Annotated in this window: 14 protein-coding genes; 8 read left to right on the top strand and 6 right to left on the bottom strand. The window is 42.9% G+C overall.

Going from position 1 to position 15550, the window contains the following annotated elements; translation table 11 throughout:
• Window positions 1-47 precede the first annotated feature (47 nt).
• Window positions 48-929 (top strand): cupin-like domain-containing protein, encoded by an 882-nt coding sequence (locus tag MTO98_RS03860; RefSeq protein ID WP_243485312.1) that lies wholly within the window; start codon window positions 48-50, stop codon window positions 927-929.
• A 230-nt stretch (window positions 930-1159) separates the two neighbouring features.
• Here the strand turns inward: MTO98_RS03860 and MTO98_RS03855 are convergent, their stop codons facing one another.
• Window positions 1160-2134: a phytanoyl-CoA dioxygenase family protein gene (locus MTO98_RS03855; protein ID WP_243485311.1), complete on the bottom strand. Its 975-nt coding sequence runs from the start codon at window positions 2132-2134 to the stop codon at window positions 1160-1162.
• Window positions 2135-2261: 127 nt separating this feature from the next.
• Here MTO98_RS03855 and MTO98_RS03850 point away from each other — a divergent pair, with 127 nt between their 5' ends.
• Entirely contained in the window at window positions 2262-3113 is an 852-nt protein-coding gene (locus MTO98_RS03850) for an AraC family transcriptional regulator (RefSeq protein ID WP_243485310.1), read from the top strand.
• A 5-nt stretch (window positions 3114-3118) separates the two neighbouring features.
• Here MTO98_RS03850 and MTO98_RS03845 read toward each other — a convergent pair whose 3' ends face one another.
• Together MTO98_RS03845 and MTO98_RS03840 are read right to left on the bottom strand one after the other, a co-directional pair.
• Complete coding sequence (locus tag MTO98_RS03845) at window positions 3119-3604, bottom strand: adenylyltransferase/cytidyltransferase family protein (RefSeq protein WP_243485309.1); 486 nt, start codon at window positions 3602-3604, stop codon at window positions 3119-3121.
• A 200-nt stretch (window positions 3605-3804) separates the two neighbouring features.
• A complete protein-coding gene (locus MTO98_RS03840) occupies window positions 3805-4224 on the bottom strand; it encodes a DUF4440 domain-containing protein (RefSeq protein ID WP_243485308.1) in 420 nt (139 codons plus the stop codon).
• Window positions 4225-4423: 199 nt separating this feature from the next.
• On the opposite strand from MTO98_RS03840, the gene MTO98_RS03835 reads away from it, so the two are divergent.
• The 6 genes from MTO98_RS03835 to MTO98_RS03810 all read left to right on the top strand — a co-directional run bounded on the left by MTO98_RS03835 (window position 4424) and on the right by MTO98_RS03810 (window position 11100).
• Entirely contained in the window at window positions 4424-5302 is an 879-nt protein-coding gene (locus tag MTO98_RS03835; protein ID WP_243485307.1) for a PfkB family carbohydrate kinase, read from the top strand.
• Between the two features lie 187 nt (window positions 5303-5489).
• Complete coding sequence (locus tag MTO98_RS03830) at window positions 5490-6587, top strand: VWA domain-containing protein (RefSeq protein WP_243487913.1); 1098 nt, start codon at window positions 5490-5492, stop codon at window positions 6585-6587.
• A 124-nt stretch (window positions 6588-6711) separates the two neighbouring features.
• Window positions 6712-8217 carry a sigma 54-interacting transcriptional regulator gene (locus MTO98_RS03825; protein WP_110585774.1) on the top strand — a complete coding sequence of 502 codons (1506 nt, stop codon included), beginning with the start codon at window positions 6712-6714 and terminating at the stop codon, window positions 8215-8217.
• Window positions 8218-8232: 15 nt separating this feature from the next.
• Window positions 8233-9546: a metallophosphoesterase gene (locus MTO98_RS03820; protein WP_243485306.1), complete on the top strand. Its 1314-nt coding sequence runs from the start codon at window positions 8233-8235 to the stop codon at window positions 9544-9546.
• Window positions 9547-9579: 33 nt separating this feature from the next.
• Entirely contained in the window at window positions 9580-10470 is an 891-nt protein-coding gene (locus MTO98_RS03815; protein WP_243485305.1) for a hypothetical protein, read from the top strand.
• 3 nt (window positions 10471-10473) lie between these two features.
• Complete coding sequence (locus MTO98_RS03810) at window positions 10474-11100, top strand: bifunctional 2-polyprenyl-6-hydroxyphenol methylase/3-demethylubiquinol 3-O-methyltransferase UbiG (RefSeq protein WP_243485304.1); 627 nt, start codon at window positions 10474-10476, stop codon at window positions 11098-11100.
• 175 nt (window positions 11101-11275) lie between these two features.
• On the opposite strand, the gene MTO98_RS03805 is transcribed toward MTO98_RS03810, so the two are convergent.
• The 3 genes from MTO98_RS03805 to MTO98_RS03795 are packed head-to-tail and all read right to left on the bottom strand — an operon-like array spanning window position 11276 to window position 15487.
• Window positions 11276-11968 carry a response regulator transcription factor gene (locus MTO98_RS03805; RefSeq protein ID WP_243485303.1) on the bottom strand — a complete coding sequence of 231 codons (693 nt, stop codon included), beginning with the start codon at window positions 11966-11968 and terminating at the stop codon, window positions 11276-11278.
• Window positions 11969-11971: 3 nt separating this feature from the next.
• Window positions 11972-13618, bottom strand: a complete 1647-nt coding sequence (locus MTO98_RS03800) for a sensor histidine kinase KdpD (RefSeq protein ID WP_243485302.1) — start codon at window positions 13616-13618, stop codon at window positions 11972-11974.
• A gap of 6 nt (window positions 13619-13624) precedes the next feature.
• Window positions 13625-15487 (bottom strand): prolyl oligopeptidase family serine peptidase, encoded by a 1863-nt coding sequence (locus MTO98_RS03795; protein ID WP_243485301.1) that lies wholly within the window; start codon window positions 15485-15487, stop codon window positions 13625-13627.
• Window positions 15488-15550 lie beyond the last annotated feature (63 nt).

The following is a 15550-nucleotide window of genomic DNA, read 5'->3' as shown; positions in this document are numbered from 1 at the left end:
AACTTTATTTTAAAATAAGCGTAATCTCCTAAAGTAATATAACTATTATGTGCTTCATTCTTAACCCGATCGATACGGTTGAAAATATTTCTCCCGAAGACTTTAAGAAGAATTATTTGAACCCTCGTCGCCCGCTGGTTATCAAAGGGCTTACCAAAAGCTGGCCTGCCCGCGAAAAATGGACACCCGAATATTTAAAACAGGTTGTTGGCAGCAAAGTGGTGCCACTGTATGATAACTCCAAAGCCGATCCGTCAAAGCCCATCAATTCATCGGCAACCGAAATGCCTTTTGATGAATATATCGACCTTATCCGCAGTAAACCAACCGAATTAAGGATTTTTTTCTTTAATATATTTAAGCAAGCGCCGCAGCTTTTAGATGATGTTGTATTACCAAAAGATTTGATGGGCGGCTTTTTAGAGAGTATGCCTGCCATGTTTTTCGGCGGCTCAAACTCGGTTACATTTTTACATTACGATATCGACCTTCCGCATATTTTCCATACCCATTTTGGGGGCCGCAAACATGTGATCCTGTTCGAAAATAAGTGGAAGCGCCGCCTGTACTGTATCCCCAATGCCACCTATGCACTGGAAGATTATGATGTACTAAACCCCGATGTTAAAAAATTTCCGGCGCTTGACGGCGTTGAAGGCATCGAAGTTTTTCTTGAACACGGCGATACCCTGTTTATGCCTACCGGTTACTGGCACTGGATGAAATATGTTGATGGCTCATATTCCCTTAGCCTGCGCGCCTGGGATGCAAGTATCAGCCGTAAAGCGGCAAGCCTGTACAACCTGGCCATTAAAGGTGGTGTTGACAGCGCATTAAAAATGATGTTCAAAGGCAAATACGCTAAATACCGCGAAGGCCTGGCTGTTAAATGGGCCAACCGGGAACTTGCCGCAGGGAAACCTTTTTAAGTTGGAAGTATTAAGTTTTTAGTTTTAAGTCATGATATTAAAAGCGATGGATTTTATCCATCGCTTTTTTGTTTTTTAATTCCCTCCCTTGGGAGGGGCGCGTCAGGATTGCGTGTTGGCAGGGAGGGGTTATGCGATTTTGCAACGTCCAAGTATCTCGCTGAAACCCCTCCCTACACCCTCCCAAGGGAGGGAATCGCACAATCCCTTGCTTTTATCCTGACAACAACCTACCAACGCTCTAATCCCAAAAGCTTTTTACCAAGCTCGCTAAGCTCAGCTACCGGGTTTTGCTTTTCACGTTCCATCGGATCGCCCGGAAAAGCGTAGCCCTGCATAGCTTCGCGTCCTTGCCAGCTGTTGATACGCCACTGCCTTAGTTCTTCATTATCTTCCTGAGCGGGCATCATGGAAATGTACTGGGCTATGCGTACTTTATCATTGCTTGTATTAGGCCTGATACCATGCGGCTGCAGGCTGTTAAATATCAACAGATCGCCGGCTTCCAGCTTTACTTTGACAATTTCGAAGCCGGTAGTATCAGGTTTATAATGATCCCTATTTTGAGGCTGGGTTAATTTCCAGGCATCGTATGTTCGATATAATTCGGGGATACATTGAAAACCGCCCATGTTTTCGTCAGTTTGATCGGCAAGGGCCAATACACCCTGCACGTTTTGTGGCTTGGTTTCAGGGTCGTAATCCCAGTGGATAAACCCTTTATATTCAAATCCGGGACGAAGCGGAAAATTCAGGTTAGCCCTATCTATAGTTACCCATAGTTTCTCCGTACCCCAGATATCCGCAAAAGCTGCGTGGACCTTCGGGTATTGGCGGTTATCCCACATAAACTGCTGATTATAAATTTCAACCATGCCGGTATTGTTCAGCTCGGTCATTTGCATTTGCGCATTGGGCTTTTTATACCAGGTGTCTATGTCATTGGCATCTTTGCCTTCATATTGCCACAGGTAATCGGCCAGCTTCTGAACCTGGGCTTTAGATACCGCGTTTTTAATGATCACGTAACCATTCTTTATCCAAAATTGCCAATCGGCTTCGCTCAGTATTTTTAACGGCTCGTTGTTAACACGTTTGTTCAGCCCTATTTGGCTTGATTTTGCGGTCGATGGGTTGCCGGGAATCTCTTTATGGGCATTTGCAGGTGCGGTTGCCATGGTCATGGTTGCGTTTTCGGTCTTCATAATTCTGACTTGATTTATAACTCAAAATTAGGCTTGAATTGAAGTCGGGCTATCCTGCACAATGATCAAAATTTGCTCTGTATTGATCAATTAACTATCTTTAATAAAATCAAATATCCAATACAGCATGGATAAAATCCAGTTAGAGAAGGTAGATTTTGAACCGGGCAAATCGTTCAAACTTTTTTCGCCCCGGCTCAGGAACACTTTCCTGTGGCATTATCACCCGGAATATGAGTTGGTTTACGTGGAGGCCGATGCCGGGATCAGGCATGTTGGCTCGCATATCTCCGGCTATACCCAGCAGGACTTAGTTCTTATTGGCAGTAACCTCCCCCATCTCAATTTTGATTACCGCCTCCGGAGCGAATACCACCAAATAGTGGTGCAATTGAAAGAAGATTTTATGGGCACTGCGATAGGCATCACGCCCGAATTTTCGGCCATTGAGCAGCTTTTCAAAAGGGCGGCCAACGGCGTTGCTTTTTATGGCGAAACCAGAATATTGGCAGTGCAAAAACTAAAGCTATTACCAGGGATGGGCTCGTTTCAGCAATTACTGGGATTGATGGAGATCTTCAATATCCTGGCCGGTTCAAATGAATTTACCGTTTTAAATAATGATGAGTTAAAACTGCAATTCTTTTTAAAAGATAAGATCAGGATGGGAGCTGTTTATGAATATATAGGCAGTAACTACAATCTTAAGCCCGATGTAAACGTGATAGCAGCTAAAGTAAATTTCAGCACCGCAGCTTTTTGCCGGTATTTCAAAAAGCAAACTAAAATGACTTTTACCGATTTTTTGAACCAATACCGGGTTGATGTAGCCAAAAACCTGCTGATGCAGGATAAAAATGTAACCGAAACCTGCTACGCTGTGGGCTTTGAAAGCTTATCATATTTCAATAAACTTTTCAACAAAATAGTCGGTAAAAATCCTTCCGATTTTAAGAGGGATTGGGTTGATAAAGTATAACGGAATTACCCAACCTGGTTTTTATAATATTCCTTAACCGCGTCGGGTAAAAGGTGCAGGTATAAGTTAGGCTCTTCCCTGATCCTTGCAGCCGCTACAGGGACAACTTTGCAGGATTCTTCATAAATAATACTTTCACAATCTAAAAACCGCCCCATGTAAGCACCGTAAGCCTCCGAAGCAAATATGACATCAATAGGAGGCAATTTCTTTTTAAGATAGCTGGCCCAAAGTCTCGACATGTTTTCTATCGAATCGCCGATGCCCGGCAGCATAGCCTCATCGTAACTTAATAATACCGGCTTAACCTTTTCATTACCTGCGTAGGTTTTTTCGAGCCAGTCAAGCCTGATAGCTCCATCAATGGGCTCATCATCACTGGCCCCAATAACCACTACAAGCTCATCACAATGCTCAAGCGCGTAACCAATCAAAGCCATATGCCCTATGTGCAGTGGCAAAAACTTCCCAATTACCAAACCTCTTTTCATGCAGTAGTATTTTTTGAGATCCGGTATCTTTTAAATTCCCCTCTTGAGAGGGGGCGCGGTGGAATGTGCAGCAGCAGGGGCGTGTTCATCAAGCGAAGAGAAACACACCCCTCCACCCCTCTCAAGAGGGGAATCGCTCATTCCTTACGCTTCCAAATCTCTATTGTCTATTCAAAAATCTCTTGGCTCCAACCACCTCTTCACGAAGTGTGATCACAAACTATCTTCCACTCGCCCTTAATTTTCCTGAACCATAACGTATAATAACCGCCCGGGGCATCCTTTTCGCGGGTTAGCTTCCATCCGCCTAAAACAAAGGCGTTAGCTTTGTCAAGCACTTTTATCTGTATAATATTGAAAGTAAGCTGCCCCATAGCAGCCTTGTCAGGATAGGTTTGTTTATAGTGTTCAAGTGTTGTTTGCCAGCCATAGGTGGGGCCAGTCTTCCCTACAAAAACCAACGAATCTGATTTCCAGTAGGTTGTCATAAACCCTTCAATATCGCCACGGTTCCAGGCTTCTTCCTGCGTATGCATCACTTTCAGGATCGCTTGCCTGTCCTGCGCAAAGCATGAAACTGTAACAAGCAAAACCACAAAACTCAGTAATATTCTTTTCATATAATAAAGGTAGCTTTTTGTCTGAACCTGAATTTTAAGAATTGCCCGAATTAACATAATTAAATGGAAAAATTCCACTAATTCTTCAATTCGCTTAATTTAAGGCCTGACAACCTGTATCATGCAGTTTCCACAAAAATAAAATCCAACTTAATACAGTATATTTGGTTTTCATCGACACTAAAAAACAATTTCAACTATGGGAAATCAGGTATTAAGCTTCGGCGAAGTTTTATGGGACGCTTTTGGCGATGGTAAAAAGGCCGGCGGCGCACCTATGAATGTGGCCAGGCATCTGGTACAGCAAGGGGTTAAAACAGCGTTTGCAAGTTCGGTTGGTATGGATAATTCGGGCGATGCATTGATAGGCTTTTTAAAAAGCAATGATCTGTACTCAGACCTGATTCAGCAAGATGATGAATTTCCAACCTGCGAGGTTACCGTGCAGCTTGATGAAAATAATACCGCCACTTACATTATTCCCCAGCCTGTTTCATGGGATAACATACAGCCGTCAGCCGCACTCGTTAAGGCTGCCCAGGCAGCACGGGCCATTGTATTCGGCAGTTTAGCATGCCGCACTACAACTACCCGCGAAACCTTGTTAAACCTGCTTGACGAAACCCCTGCGTTAAAGATATTTGATGTAAACCTTCGTCCGCCTCATTATACGCTATCAACTATCGAAACGCTGGTTGCCCGTGCCGATGTGGTGAAAATGAACGAAGAGGAGGCCGATTTGCTCATAGGCGGCGGAAGCGCCCCACTGCGTGATAAAATTGGCGAATTCCGGTCCAAATACCATAGCCAAACCATTTGTGTAACCCGCGGCGAACATGGCGCGCTGGTATGGCATGATCACGAATTTTACGATAGCCCTGGCTGCCCTGTAAAAGTTGCTGACACCGTAGGTGCCGGCGATGCGTTCCTGGCTACTTTTGTATCAGGTTTGCTGGCTGGGAAACCAATGCAGCAAGTGGTTGATAAAGCTTGCTCCGTTGGCTCGTATGTAGCCAGCCAGCGCGGTGCCAACCCGGTATATCCGGCTGAATTGCTGAACAGTTTAGCATACATTTAGAAATTCGGATTTCGAATGTTCGATTTCGGATTTATTTTTGAGATAGAAAATGACTTTTAAATCCGAAATACCAATTCCGAAATCCAAAATCTAATTGTCATACTTACCTAACAATTTACTTTATCCCTTACACAGCAAAACTTTTCATCAAAATATTCCGTTCCTTTATGTACAGAAAGGACAAAATATGCGCGGTTTTGGATTTTCCAAATTTAAGCCCAACCAAATCCCTAAAGGCGGATTTGACGAACTATTAAAATTATTCCTCGAGTTGCTCAATTACACATCGGGCGATGCCGGCGAAGCTTTAGCCTGGCTTAACGAACTCGATAAGCAATACAACCTCACCAACGATGACTATGGCATGGGCGATTTCATCGACGAGCTGAAACAAAAAGGCTACCTTGATGAAAACAATGAGAATGGTGAATTCAGGATCACGGCAAAAACTGAGCAAAGTATCAGGCAATCGGCCCTGGAAGAGATCTTCGGCAAGCTAAAAAAATCGGGCAAAGGCAATCACCGCTCTCCGCAATCGGGGCAGGGTGATGAAAAAAATGCCGAACGCCGCGAGTTTGAGTTTGGCGACAGCCTAGACCAGATCGATATGACCCAATCTATCCATAATGCCCAGGTTAACCATGGCATAGGCGATTTTATGATGACCGAACGCGATCTGGAAGTAGAGGAAATGGATTACAAAACCCTTACCTCAACTGTGCTCATGATCGATATTTCGCACTCCATGATCCTTTATGGTGAAGACAGGATAACTCCGGCTAAAAAAGTAGCCATGGCCCTTGCCGAACTGATCCGCACCAAATACCCTAAAGATACATTGGATATTGTTGTTTTTGGTAACGATGCATGGCCTATAACCCTGCAGGATTTACCATACCTGCAAGTTGGCCCTTACCATACCAATACCTATGCAGGTTTGGAACTGGCTACCGATCTGCTCCGTCGTCGTAAAACACACAACAAGCAAATTTTCATGATCACCGATGGCAAGCCTACTTGTTTAAAGGAAGGAACCAGGTATTATAAAAACAGCATTGGCCTTGACAGGAAAGTGGTAAACAAAACCCTTAACATGGCTGCCCAATGTAAACGGTTAAAAATACCGATCACCACGTTTATGATAGCTAAAGACCCCTATTTGCAACAGTTTGTGCGTAAATTCACAGAAACAAACGGCGGCAAAGCGTTTTACAGCTCCCTGAACGGCCTTGGTGAATACATTTTTGAGGATTACATCAAAAACAGAAGAAAGACTGTAAGGTAGAGATTGGTGGTTGGAGATTAGAGGTTAGTTAAAAATCGGCGAGATCACAAAATAATCTGTGGAATCCCAACAAATAAAAAAATCGGTGAAATCAAATCTTCATCGGTGAAATCATAATATAAGAATGAGTAAACTATTGGATATAAAAACCCTCGGCCAGTTAAAGCAAACAGGCTACAAAAGCCGCTCGGTTAAAGATGAATTACGTGCTAACCTGATTGAACAGCTTAAAAAACGCGAAGGCGGCTTTGAGGGCATCATAGGTTTTGAAGATACTGTTATTCCAGATTTGCAAACTGCAATCCTGTCGCGCCACAACATTTTATTACTGGGCTTACGCGGCCAGGCTAAAACCCGTATTGCCCGTTTGCTGGTTAACCTGCTTGACGAGTATATTCCTTATATTGAAGGATCTGAATTGTTTGATGATCCTTACAACCCTATTTCGTGGTTTGGCCACAGTATCATAACCGAAAAGGGCGATGATACCCCTATTGGCTGGATCCATCGCTCGGAACGTTACACCGAAAAACTGGCTACCCCGGATGTTACTGTTGCCGATTTAATTGGCGACGTTGACCCTATCAAGGCGGCTACATTAAAATTAACTTATTCGGATGAGCGTGTGATCCATTTCGGATTGATCCCCCGTGCACACCGCGGTATCTTTGTAATTAACGAATTGCCCGATCTGCAAGCCCGGATCCAGGTATCGCTGTTCAACATCCTGCAAGAGAAAGACATCCAGATCCGTGGTTTTAAATTACGCTTACCGCTGGATATTCAGTTTGTGTTTACGGCCAACCCTGAAGATTATACCAATCGTGGCTCGATAGTTACGCCGCTTAAAGACCGTATTGAAAGTCAGATCCTGACGCACTACCCGCGTTCGGTTGAAATTTCACGCAAGATCACTCAACAAGAGGCTTCTCTCACCGACGATCAGCGCATAGCTATCGAGGCTGATGGATTGGTAAAAAACCTGGTTGAGCAAATTGCGTTTGAAGCCCGTAACTCGGAATATATCGATAAAAAATCGGGGGTATCTGCACGTTTAACGATCTCGGCTTACGAAAACCTGATCAGCAATGCCGAACGCAGGATGATCATCAACCACGAAAAAACAACTTTTGTACGTATTACCGACTTTTTAGGCGTGATCCCGGCCATCACCGGTAAAATCGAGCTTGTTTACGAAGGTGAGCTGGAGGGCCCGGGCAAAGTGGCCAACATCCTGATAGGTAAAGCAATTAAAAGCCTGCTGCTCTCGTTTTTCCCCGATCCGGAAAAAGCTAAAAAAGCTAAAGCACCTAATCCATATGCTGCTATCATCAACTGGTTTGGCGATGGCAACAACGTAGCTTTGGTTGATGATATGCCAATGCAGGAGTACAAAAAAGCACTGGAAGAAGTTGCCGGTTTGAAAGACCTGGTTAAAAAGATCCACCCGCGCTTAGGCGAAAGCCAGCAATTGCTGCTGATGGAGTTTGTACTTCACGGCCTGTCGGAATTTTCACAATTGAATAAAGGTTTCCTTGATAATGGCTTTGCGTTTTCGGATATGTTTAACAGTTTGTTTAACTTGCAACCCGATGACGACGACCTTGATATTGACGACGACCGATACTAAATATATTGCGCTGATATGATTTTTAAAGCGCTGAGTATTTTATTCTGGATAATAATTGAGCTGCTGATTGACCGGTATGTTTTACAGGGCATTCGTGGCGCATTCCAAAAATGGCGACTGCTGCAATCAAAAGCTTTCGCCATTTTTTATTGGGGATGTTCGGCCCTATGTATTGCAGCACTTATAACAGGCGGCTACGCAGACTTTGCGGGCACCGGTGTACGGGCAGCTTGTTTGCTGATTACGTTTATCCTGCTCATCTGTAAGTTCACTTTCATACTGTTCATTTTTGCCGATGATATCAGAAGAAAGTTTCTGCTAAAAAGGAAAACATCCGCAGCTACTACGCCTACCCTAACTCCTACTGCTTCTCATAATCAAGCTGCTCCTGCCACTACCACTAATATCCAAACCATCCCGCGATCAGAATTTCTGCTAAAAGCTGGTTTGCTTGCGGCTGCTGTTCCCTTGGCCGCTATTAAAACAGCGATGCCCAAAGGGTCATATGACTATCACGTATGGTATCAAAACATGTACCTGCCAAACCTGCCAAAGGCATTTGATGGGTTAAGGATAGGGCAAATTTCGGATATTCATTCGGGTAGTTTCTATAACAAAAAAGCAGTGCTTGGCGGCGTTGAAATGCTGCTGAAAGAAAAACCTGATCTCATATTTTTTACAGGCGACCTGGTTAATGGTGAAGCATCAGAAATGACCGATTACCAGGATATTTTCAGCAAGGTGAAAGCCCCGCTCGGCGTTTTCTCAACCCTCGGTAATCACGATTATGGCGATTATGGTGACTGGTATAAACTGGGAGACAAAAAGAAAAACCATCAGGACCTGATAGCCACCCACAAAAATATGGGCTGGGACCTGCTGCTTAACGAAAACCGACGCCTCAAAATAAATGGGGAAGAAATAGGCATTTTAGGTATCGAGAACTGGAGCGAATACAGCCGCTTCCCTAAATATGGCCGCATGGACCTTGCAGTAAAAAACACAGATGATTTACCGGTAAAACTCCTGCTTTCACATGACCCATCACACTGGAGGGCCGAGGTATTGCCTAAGTATCCGCAAATTGACGCCATGTTTGCAGGCCATACTCACGGCATGCAGTTTGGCGTACGTACCGAACATTTCCAGTACAGCCCTATAAAATATGTTTATAACGAATGGGCAGGCCATTACCAGGAAAACATGCAACAATTATATGTAAACGTTGGTTTTGGCTTTGTTGGCTTAACCGGAAGGGTTGGAATATTGCCGGAGATTACGATATTTACATTAAAAGCAGGCCACGATCCGTCGCTACCAATTTCTTAAGAGATCCTGGCATACGCTGCGCCCTCGTTACCGATGAAGAAATTATTACAACAAGTTTTAGATTTTCTGCTCTTCAGTAATATTTTCATGTCGCTTTGTGCGGTAGCACAGGCTTTGCTCACCTTTCATTTAATAGGATCAAGACCAGTGTTCCCGGTTTTGGGCTTGTTATTTACTTCAACACTTGGTATATATAATTTTTGTGTACTTATTGCCCGGCCGGCCAAGCCTCAACGATCGCCTTACAGAAGGGTGCGCTGGTTTTTTGCACATTACAGGCTGATGGTAACGTTTACCATAGTATCCTTATTGTCACTGATCCCACTGTTTTTCATCATCACTACCGAATCAAAGATATTGCTCATATTCCTCAGTATCTTATCATTTGGCTACAGTTTGCCTTTATTTAGTGTAGGTGATCATAAGTTTGGCTTACGAAATATCCCGGGCCTAAAGCCGTTTTTAATAACCCTGGTATGGACAATGAGCTGCGTACTGTTCCCCGTATTGGAGTCAATGCATAGCCACTTAACTGATATCACCATGCGTGATACCACCATACTCATAGCCAAACGCTTTTTATTTATAGGTGCATTAACAATCCCTTTTGATATTCGTGATTTGTTCGATGACCGTAAAGTTGGGCTTAAAACCATTCCTGCTGTTTGGGGCGAAAAGTATGCTTACCTGTTTTGCCAGGTATTACTTGCGGGCTATATTGTACTGATGTTCCTGTTCAGGCAAAATGGCTTTAGCCTCGATTTTTTTGCACTTACGCTTACCATGTTCCTAACCGGTTGGCTCATCTTTAAATCGGCCAGGGAAAAAAGCGAGTATTATTACTTTTTTTATCTGAATGGCGTATTGATTTTACAGTACATCACCATTGTGGTTTTCAACTCCTTTAAATATCTTGTTCATTAAACCATGGCCGCCAATTTCGATAACTCGGCATGGTTTTATGATCGGCTTTCAAGACTGGTTTACGGTAAGGCGCTGGTAAACTCACAGGTATATTTGTTAAACTTTGTGCCGGTAAACAGCACAATACTCATAGCAGGCGGTGGCACAGGCTGGATCCTTGATGAACTTACCAAAATACATCCGGCAGGCTTACAGATCACTTATGTAGAGATTTCGGCCAATATGCTTGCCCTTTCAAAGAAAAGAACAACTGGGCAAAATGAAGTTGTTTTTATAAATGACGCTGTTGAAAATGTAAAACTCACCGCCGGTTTCGATGTAGTGATAACACCTTTCCTGTTTGATAATTTTGTGAACGAAACGGTGGATAATGTTTTCAATCACCTGCATAACCTGCTCAAACCTGGTGGGCTTTGGCTCAATGCCGATTTTCAGCTTACCGGCAGGTGGTGGCAAAATGTAATGCTTAAAAGCATGTTTATTTTTTTCAGACTGCTTTGTGGAATAGAAGCCAGCAAGCTGCCAGCCATTGAAAAGCGCTTTAATGCTGCAGGGTATGCTGTTGTTGATGATAAAACCTTTTTTGGGGATTTTATCGTGGCAAGGGTGTATAGGAAGTTATCATCCTAAATGTCACTGCTGTAGGAGCTACATAGGATTGAGCGAAGAGCGACGTTGCAATCTCGTAGCTATACAGGTTTGACATGCATTGGCTACAAGATTGCCACGCTTCGCTCGCAATGATATATTTTTAAAGGCCTATTTGCAGAATTGCAAACTGCCCGCCCGAAACTGCAAACTGAAACTACTGGTTATAAACAAACTTATACCCAATCCCCCTTACTGTTTGTAAGTATTGCGGCGAATCGGCATTGGTTTCTATTTTTTTACGCAGGCGAACTATGTGCATATCCAGCGTACGGGTGTTTACATCAGCATTATAACCCCAAACTTCCATCATCAGCTCCTCGCGGTTTATTACCTTGTTTTTGTTTTTCAGGAAATACAGCAGGATCCTGTTTTCGAGAATGGTTAATTCTATTTTACGGCCATCACGAATAAGAAGGTGCGTGTTAGGCAGGTGCTCCATATTGGCAAAACGGTATGACTCGGGCTTTTCGCTATTGAGCGAAAATTTGATCTTATTTTCAATCATGGCCACCATCACATCCATATTATAAGGCTTGGTAATGTAATCAGAAACACCAAAGTTATAGGCCTCTATCTTGTCTACATCCTGGGCTTTGGCGGTCATCATGATAATTAGCCTATCAAAACCCTTTTCACGAATATTTGCGCAAACTTCCGAGCCCGGCTTACCAGGCAACATCCAGTCTAAAAGTACAATGTCAGGCTGCTCGGCCAGGATCATGGCCTCGGCATCATTACCATTGCCGGCTTCCAGTACTTTGTAACCTTCTGACTGCAAACGCTCTGCAACCAGGAAACGCAGGTTTTCATCATCTTCAACCAGCGCAATTTTAATTTCTTTGTTCATATCTTAATTTTCGTATGGAAGCGTAACTATAAATTCCGAGCCTTCGTTTACTTTACTGTAAACAGCTATATCGCCGTTCATAAAATTAACCAGTTCTTTACAAAATGCCAAACCCAGGCCAACGCTCCCGTTTTGATTATATTGGTTCTCTATCCTGTAAAACTTTTTAAAAACATTATTCAATTCGTTTTTTGGTATCCCTATGCCCTTATCAGCAAATGAAAATACAATATTGCGCCTTTCATGCGAAATATTGATAAACAACTCCTTTTGCTGAGGGTGCGAGTACTTGTACGCATTTTCAATCAGGTTTTGGAAAACACTCCCTAATAATACCGGATCGGTGTAAAAAGTTTCAACTCCGTTAATTTTATAGCCAATTTTAAAATCGGCATATTTTATTTTAAAGGTATCAATATATCGGCTAATAAAATTCTCTATATCAATCCCTTCCCGTTTAAGTGTAATGGATTTGTTTTCAATTTGCGTAAACGAAAGCAACTTGTTCATGAGCTCGTTCAACTTATCTGCTTCTTCGTCCAATATTTTACCATAGTGGCGCCGTTGCCTTTCGGTAAGTTCACCATCTCCCCTTAAGTTTGAACCGGCAATTTTAATTACACTTACCGGGGTCTTAAATTCATGGGTAAAATTGTTGATAAAATCATACTGAAGCTTAAAAAGCTTCATATTCACATTCAGGTTACGGTAAATAAGCCAGCCTATTAACATTAAAACCAAAGTCATCAACAGCACTATGGCCCCAATGGGCATAAAGCGGCGGTTAATCTCGGCTGTTAAATATCCCTGTGCCGAACTAAAAAACAGCTTATAATCAGAAAAAGCCCCCGGAAATGATACTTCAGTAATCAGTTTATCGCCTTCACTATCAATAGGGTCATAAACAACAGGGGTTATCGAAACATTTTCATAAAGCTCGGGATGCGTGTTTTTTACCTTCATGAGGTAGGGGTCCAGGTAAAAGGTCATCATATTTTGCTTGTACGATGCCCCTTTGCTATTGCCCTGCATCTGCATATCACGATAAATGCGTACATCTTCGCGGCGCAGGATATTGGTATAGCTTATTTTGTCAGGCTTCACATCCCAAAAAGCCTTAAAAAGCTCATCCTGGCTTGACACGCGCGACGTATCCGAAAATGCCACATAATTACTCAGCTTAATGGCCATTTCCCTAAAATCATCCTCATTAACCATTTTCCGCAGCCCTGCCCCGTAAACCTTGTTGTTAACGTGCCAATATTGATAAACGGCTTTAGCCGCTATGCTCAAATTGTTTTTTCGTACAGTTATAGCAGTGGTGCCACCAATAAGGGCATCATAAAAGATAATACGGCGCACAAAGCTATAGTCATGAAAAACCGAGGCGGCATATTTACCTGCCGATGCAGAATCCAAAAAACCCTGGTATGAGGTTATTTCGGGAATTTTATTTTGAAAAAACTCATTGTAGGGCTTAATGGTTTGTTCAAGTACTTCTATTTTTTTTGAGGCAAACTCGTTTTCAACATACTTGGCAGTAAGGTTATAAGAAATAAACAAGGCTACCACAAAAGTGATGGATATGAACACCAGGAAAATAGTGATCAGCGTGAAGTTTTGCCGGTAAGCGTTTTTCTGTACTGCCATGTCGGCTTATGGTTTAACCCGCATATTTTTATCCAAAAACTTTTCTATTTCGGCATACATTTCCATACGGTTATGCTCGCTTCTGAAATATGCACGTTCGTTGGGTTTTAAAAAATATTTCACGTCAACATTGCGTTTACGCAGTTCGCGTACAAACTGATTAAGCTCACTGATATTGGCCCGCTGATCTTTAGCACCCTGAAATATGATTAAAGGTACTTTAATTTTATCGGTATGAAAAACCGGCGATATTGCCCGCAGCTGGTCGGCATCTGTTTCGGGGTTGCCAACCATTTCGTAGGTCATTTTCAAGTATGGTTTAACAAATGGCGGGGCATCTTTAATATAGGTAAAAAAGTTAATGAGCCCGTATTGTACCACAGCACAATTATAAAGCTCGGGGTGGAACGAAACTCCGTAAAGTGCCGAAAAACCACCAAAACGGCCGCCAAATATGGCTATCTTTTTAGGATTGGCAACTTTGGTATTGATAAGCCAGTGTACCCCATCGGTAATATCATCCTGAATTTTGCCGCCTACTTGTTTATATCCGGCACTGCGAAATGCTTTACCATATCCTGTTGATCCGCGGTAGTTAACCTGGAATACAGCATAACCACGGTTGGCTAAAAACTGCACCTGATCATCATATCCCCAGGTATCACGCCCCCACGGGCCATCATGCGGCATAACTACTACCGGGTAATTATCCTTTTTATCTCCCTGGGGTAGTGTTAAATAACCATTTATCAATAAACCATCCCGGGCTTTGTAGGATATAGGTTTCATAGCACATAGCTCTGCCGGCAAAAGGCTTGAATTGATATCGCCCAACTTAGTTAACTTACCGGTGCTTTTATCAAAAAGATAGTACGAGCCCGGGTTACGATCGGTATAAGTATTGAGGATAAATTTATTTTCAGAGCTATCACGATCAACTACCCTTATCTCATTATCTTTAAGCTGATGCTGAATGGTCTGGTACATTTGCTCAACATCGGGGGCAAGAAAATGCTTGCGCGGCATAGCCTCGTCCCAGCCGGTAAACTCTATACGGCGTTTGTTTTTTGAGTATTCAAAACTGGTAATATCCGCTTTATTGCAGCTAAAAATTGTACGCTCTTCTTTGCCATCTTCAGCATTGATCTCAACCAGGGCCATCTTATCGCGGTTTACGTTTGAGAGGGCATAAAAGTAATTTTTAACACCGGTAAATGCGATGGGCTTTACCGCGTTTTTAAAGTTATTTTCGATAATAGGCCTAAAGGGTTTATTCTCATCCGGGCGGAATAAGATCGTTTCGTTTACGCCGTCTGATGCCCTTTCCAGCCTGATCTTTCCGTCTGCGTCTGCAAACCATTCGGTAATATTGCCCGGGTTAAGCAGATAGGTCTTCATTTCGCCTGTTTTTACATCAAGACGGTAAATGTCAAAATTGCCGGGATCACGCTCATTTGTTTTAATGGTAATGATATCGGGCTGTTGCCGGTTACGGTTAACCAGTCCTACCCTTACGTTACCGAGCGAAAGTATCGTACGGCTTTTATCGGTTGCTACATCAAAGGCATACATCTTAACCGAATCGGTAGCGATAAGGTCTTGCGAAAAAACAAGCTGATTATTAAAAGTCCAGAAGTAATCGCCACGGATAGAGTAATCTTCAAACCGGGTAACCATCCGTTCTTTACCATCGGCTAAAGATTGTATAAAAATGTTTTGTTTATCCTTGTATGGCTTAAGGTATGATACATATTTACCATCCGGCGAAATGCGGTAAAAACTTCTTTCGGGGGTTTTAAAAAAGTCGATAATAGGTATTTGCCTTACCTTGTTCCCGTTGCAGGAAAAGAAAGCGATGATGCAACTCACAATAAAAAAAAATCTGGCCCGGCTCAGCATAGTTACAAGGATCCTATTTTATTAATTACGTCA

The sequence above is a fragment of the Mucilaginibacter sp. SMC90 genome (assembly GCF_022811725.1).
Classification (GTDB): Bacteria; Bacteroidota; Bacteroidia; order Sphingobacteriales; family Sphingobacteriaceae; genus Mucilaginibacter.
This window is presented reverse-complemented; position numbering and strand designations above follow the sequence as displayed.

What these genes read in the sequence shown, in the direction of transcription:
- MTO98_RS03810 (WP_243485304.1), top strand. Translation starts at nt 10,474, where the DNA reads ATGGCCGCCAATTTCGATAACTCGGCATGGTTTTATGATCGGCTTTCA.
- MTO98_RS03850 (WP_243485310.1), top strand. Translation starts at nt 2,262, where the DNA reads ATGGATAAAATCCAGTTAGAGAAGGTAGATTTTGAACCGGGCAAATCG.
- MTO98_RS03860 (WP_243485312.1), top strand. Translation starts at nt 48, where the DNA reads ATGTGCTTCATTCTTAACCCGATCGATACGGTTGAAAATATTTCTCCC.
- MTO98_RS03855 (WP_243485311.1), bottom strand. Translation starts at nt 2,134, where the DNA reads ATGAAGACCGAAAACGCAACCATGACCATGGCAACCGCACCTGCAAAT.
- MTO98_RS03805 (WP_243485303.1), bottom strand. Translation starts at nt 11,968, where the DNA reads ATGAACAAAGAAATTAAAATTGCGCTGGTTGAAGATGATGAAAACCTG.
- MTO98_RS03815 (WP_243485305.1), top strand. Translation starts at nt 9,580, where the DNA reads ATGAAGAAATTATTACAACAAGTTTTAGATTTTCTGCTCTTCAGTAAT.
- MTO98_RS03820 (WP_243485306.1), top strand. Translation starts at nt 8,233, where the DNA reads ATGATTTTTAAAGCGCTGAGTATTTTATTCTGGATAATAATTGAGCTG.
- MTO98_RS03845 (WP_243485309.1), bottom strand. Translation starts at nt 3,604, where the DNA reads ATGAAAAGAGGTTTGGTAATTGGGAAGTTTTTGCCACTGCACATAGGG.
- MTO98_RS03800 (WP_243485302.1), bottom strand. Translation starts at nt 13,618, where the DNA reads ATGGCAGTACAGAAAAACGCTTACCGGCAAAACTTCACGCTGATCACT.
- MTO98_RS03830 (WP_243487913.1), top strand. Translation starts at nt 5,490, where the DNA reads ATGCGCGGTTTTGGATTTTCCAAATTTAAGCCCAACCAAATCCCTAAA.
- MTO98_RS03835 (WP_243485307.1), top strand. Translation starts at nt 4,424, where the DNA reads ATGGGAAATCAGGTATTAAGCTTCGGCGAAGTTTTATGGGACGCTTTT.
- MTO98_RS03840 (WP_243485308.1), bottom strand. Translation starts at nt 4,224, where the DNA reads ATGAAAAGAATATTACTGAGTTTTGTGGTTTTGCTTGTTACAGTTTCA.
- MTO98_RS03825 (WP_110585774.1), top strand. Translation starts at nt 6,712, where the DNA reads ATGAGTAAACTATTGGATATAAAAACCCTCGGCCAGTTAAAGCAAACA.